Source organism: Verrucomicrobiota bacterium, from assembly GCA_016871495.1.
Lineage (GTDB): Bacteria > Verrucomicrobiota > Verrucomicrobiia > Limisphaerales > VHDF01 > VHDF01.
In genome coordinates this window covers 1-4,361 of sequence record VHDF01000171.1, presented here as the reverse complement: position 1 = coordinate 4,361, position 4,361 = coordinate 1, and the positions used below count along the sequence as shown (strand labels likewise).

The window sequence follows — 4,361 nt, the reverse complement described above, 5'->3', positions numbered from 1 at the left end:
TGCCGCCGGAGCCGCAGGCGGGGTCGTAGATGCGGCCGTTGTCCTTCGCTTCGCTCACGACCTGCGGTGAGGCTTCGCTTTGAAGAAATGCGCTGCCGCGCAGGGCAGTGTAGGGGGCGAGCATCTCGACGAGGCAGCGCACGACGCAGGACGGGGTGTAGAACTGGCCGCCGTTCTTGCCCTCGGCGCTGGCGAAGCGGGTGAGGAAATACCCATACACGCGGCCGAGCAGATCGACGGAGCGGTGCGTCTTTTCGCCCTCGCTGGCGGCGGTGAGGCTGATGGTGGCGATGAGGTCGATGAGTTCGCCGAGGCGGTGTTTGTCGAGGCCGGGGCGGGCGTAGTCCTTGGGCAGGACGCCTTTGAGGCGCGGGTTGTCGCGCTCGATGGCGACCATGGCGTCGTCCACGGTCTTGCCGATGGTGGGTTGCTTGGCACTGGCCTGAAGGTGGGACCAGCGGGCATCGGCGGGCACCCAGAAGACGTTCTCGGCCTTGTATTCGTCCGGGTCCTCGGGATTGGCCCCGGCGTAGTCGCCCTGTCCGGCGAGGAGCTTGGCGCGGTGTTCCTCGAAGGTGTCGGAGATGTATTTGAGGAAGATGAGGCCGAGGACGACGTGCTTGTATTCCGCCGCGTCCATGTTGTTGCGCAGCTTGTCGGCAGCGAGCCAGAGCTTGGCCTCGAAGCCGAGGTTGGCGGTTGAATCCTTGGTTGATGGAGTGCTTTTTTCCCGGGGCATGGGGTCCTTTTCAAGGATCCTATTCGTGCCGAATACCCGGGCAATCCCAAAGGGCATCGAGTGACAAACTTGGCTAAAGCTACAACCGGTTTGGATTCCTCTTGTGTTTCCGGGCCAGAAAAGAAGGTCCTGAAGACCAAACCGAAGGAGCGAGTTGCGGCAACCAAGCAATCAGGTTCTGAAGGAGAGCCGGGAAGATTTCGCTTGGAGTTTATATCAGAGCACCTCCCTAAACGTTACTGAAATGGGCGGATGTGTGTGCAAAAGTGTGTGCAATAACTGCTTCCGAAGTGTGAATTATCGCGGAAGTGTTTGATAATCAAGGATGGAGCGGGTGAAGGGAATCGAACCCTCGTTTCAGGCTTGGGAAGCCCACGTTCTACCATTGAACCACACCCGCCTCCGGCAGGAAGACCGGCCTCCCGATTTTCATAATCCAGCCCGCCCTTTTCTGCAATCCCTCGTTTTCTTCCCTCGCGTTGGGCTTGTTCTCGTCCGCGGGACGCGTATCGTCCCGGCGGTCACGCGCCCGTAACGCGACGGTTTCCGCATCGACGATCGCATGAACACTCTGCAAGCCCGGGTCATGGCCGAGATTCATCAACTCGGTCCGCTCGGCGCTTTCCACAAACTCATCGAAGAAAACAACCAGGCCATCGCGCGGCCATCGCTCGACAACGGCCGCCGCGTGGTGGAGGAACGCACCGCCGTCTTCACCGGCATGGTCACACATTGGGCCCAGACGAAAAACCGCGAAGTCGGCGGCGACAACAAGTTCGCCGTGGTGGCCACCGGCGGAACGGGGCGCGGCGAAATCACTCCCCGCTCGGACACCGACTTCGCCATTCTCCTCGAACAACGAATTCAAGATAACGCGCTGGCGGAACTTCTACAGCGTGACCTTCTCAACCATGGCGAGGGAGGTTTTCACCATCGCTATGGATTCGAATTCCATTGCCCCACGTTCAGCATGGAGGACGCGGCGAATCTGGATGACGAGTCGCTCAATGGCATGCTGGATATGCGCGCGGTTTATGATCCGCACGGATTGGCCACCACCTTCCGCGAGCGCATCCGCGCCACTTACGACCCCTTCAAGCACTTCATTCACGTGCGAAAAATATGGAAGGACAAATGGGAGCAGGAGGCTTGGGAGAGCGAACGCCTGGAAGGCTTCCACGTGAAGGATGACGCCTTGCGCGTATTCCTGGCCGGTGTGTGGTCCCTGGCGGGAAAATCCTTCGTGTCCTGCCAGGAGATTTACGGGTCCGAGCTGGATCGGAGGGATTTGGAGGCGTATGAGTTCTTGCTGAGGGTGAGGACGTATGTGCACTGGCGGCGGAGCCAGAACCGGGGATGGATGAAGACGGAGAACGGGGTCAAGGATCCCGATTTGATGAGCTTCGACGATTTCTTGAGTTTCGGGGAACTGCTCGGACCCGGCGCGACGGAGTTGGCGCGGCAAGATTTCGCGGAGCGGGCACGCTGGCGGTTGCTGTGCTCTCGCCGCCGCCTTTCGCGATTCGCCAAAGGGGTCATTCAGAGGGAATTGAAGGCGGGGCGCCCGGTAAAAAAACAGGCCGACATCGTCCTGGGGCCGGGCGGCTTGTTCCACAGCAAGGCGGGGCGCGACTGGAACGCGCGGGATCGAAGCAGCGCGGCGCTGGGATTGTTGCGCGCGTCGCAGCGTTATGGCGTGCCGATCGATCCGGGCGAACTGCAGGCGACGTTTCACAACGCCGGCGATTGGATGATGAGGGTGCCGGAATTGTCGGCGCTGTTTTACGAGGATCAGGGAAGCTTGGCGGATTCGCTCGAGTTTTTGTCCCAGGTGGAAGCCGCCGAGGACCGCTTGTTTCCAGGTTACAAGCGCTTCGAGGTGTCAATCGACGAACGAGTCGCCAAGCAAAGGACGTCTTTGCGTGGAGTGTTCGAGAGGGAGAAGTTGAGGACGCTGGACGGTTTCGTGCGCCAGGGCCGGGAGCGCTTGAAGCAACGAACCTCGGCGCCTGCCGAGGTGGATCCAAACCCGCAGGGCGGGGTTTGGGAGGAGGCGGCGCAGCTCGATCCCGATCAATTGGCGGCGGTGAAGCTGGCCCTCAAGATCAAACGACTGCCTGTGACGCCGGAGGATCTGGACGCGGTGTTGCAGGGTTCGGGTCAACCGGCCCCGAAAACGAGCGGTTTCTCGGATGTGCCGTTGGAGGAGTATTGCGACCGGCTCGAGAGTGAATGCGGGTTCACGAGGGACACCATCAAGCTCACCAAAATGCTGGTGGCGAATCGCAGGCTCCTGATGGCGCTGGCGCAGGATGGTCCGAACGACGACGAGAAGGTGGAGAAAGTGGTGGAGCGTTTCAAGGACGAGTCCTCATTGCGGGCTTTATACGTGTTTACGTGTGCGGACCGATCGCATTGGGAATCGCCGAAGGATCGGGGCGACGTTTGGGAACTCATCCGTGAGCTTTATAACAAGTCGATGTTGAGTTTCCATCCGGAGTTGGAGCCGAAGGACGCGCTGCGGCGGGCGGGCTTCGATCCGGAGCAGGAGCTGATTCTGAGCGACTTCGGGCCCGCGCTCTACAAGGGGAATTACCTGCGTTACACCCTTCGCTTCGGGGGCCATCTGGCCGAATTGGCGGAACATCCGGATTCGACGCCGCCCAAGGCGAGCATCTTGCGCGAGGGCGAGGTGACGATCCTGGCGGTGGCGGCCCGGGATTATCCCGGATTGGCGGCGACCATGACGGGGGTGTTGTGGAGGGCGGGGATTTCCTTGCGCCGGGCGCATTTCTTTTCGGCGACGCGTTACGGGCTGGCGTTCGATTTTTTCCAGTTGTCGCCTGAAGATCCCAACGTGAACGCGGCGCTGGCGAAGGAGATGGAACGGGCGATTTTGACGCGGAAATACATCGCCGACGAAGACGAGGAGGCGCTGCCGGCCACGGAAGGCGAGGCCAAGTTGGGCGTGTGGCGGACGGGCAAATTCAACCTGCAGTTCGCCTCGGAGAAGGATCGGGCTGGGCTGGTCTATGTGTTGACCTACAAAATCCACAAATATTTGCGGGGAAACATTTTCGCCTTGCAGGCGGACACGACTTCGAGCGGGCGGGTTTTCGTTTCGGTGTATTTTGAAGCGCCGCCCGAATTTTCGATGGAGAAGATTTCGGAATTGGTGGCGGAGAATATTGGGAAGCGGCACGTTTAAACTGGAATTCCGCGAGTGAAACCGCGGAAGGCGCGAAACAGAGGAACATATCACTAAAAGCACGTAGTTCTCCGACCTGTCCGTGCGCTGCGGCTGGTCTCCGACACAGCCGCGCTCCCTAAAACCTCCCGACTAACTTGATGGTGAAGTTACTCACCGTTCCGCACCCCGGCCCGGCGGAGTTTATTTGCGGACAACGGCCATTGCCCTTCATGAAACTTCGCAAGTTCCAGGCGAAAAAGCCTTTCTGAATCACTCACCAGATCCATCAAGGATAGGCCTCGTTCTTCGTCGTGTTTTTCTCAATGGGCCACGGAATGGGCGATGCCCACGGCGACGGAATCCCGCCTTCAATCCCAAAGGGATTGTGTCCTCCAGCCCAAGGTTGCGAGGAACGAGCTACCTTGGGTTGCC

Annotated in this window: 2 protein-coding genes, 1 tRNA gene and 1 pseudogene; 1 reads left to right on the top strand and 3 read right to left on the bottom strand. The window is 59.9% G+C overall.

Annotated features, from left to right (window positions below):
• Window positions 1-109: 109 nt before the first annotated feature.
• The 3 genes and pseudogenes from FJ404_19450 to FJ404_19440 form a co-directional block, all read right to left on the bottom strand.
• Window positions 110-739 (bottom strand): annotated as a pseudogene (locus FJ404_19450) (SAM-dependent DNA methyltransferase).
• 326 nt (window positions 740-1,065) lie between these two features.
• Window positions 1,066-1,139 (bottom strand) — tRNA-Gly (locus FJ404_19445).
• The gene (locus tag FJ404_19440) at window positions 1,119-1,316 is read right to left on the bottom strand and encodes a hypothetical protein (protein MBM3825025.1); all 198 of its coding nucleotides are present in this window, start codon (window positions 1,314-1,316) and stop codon (window positions 1,119-1,121) included. The genes FJ404_19445 and FJ404_19440 overlap by 21 nt, the downstream gene beginning before the upstream one ends.
• Between FJ404_19440 and FJ404_19435 the strand changes: the two genes are divergently transcribed.
• Complete coding sequence (locus FJ404_19435; protein ID MBM3825024.1) at window positions 1,302-3,947, top strand: hypothetical protein; 2,646 nt, start codon at window positions 1,302-1,304, stop codon at window positions 3,945-3,947. The two genes, FJ404_19440 and FJ404_19435, sit on opposite strands and share 15 nt — an antisense overlap.
• Window positions 3,948-4,361 lie beyond the last annotated feature (414 nt).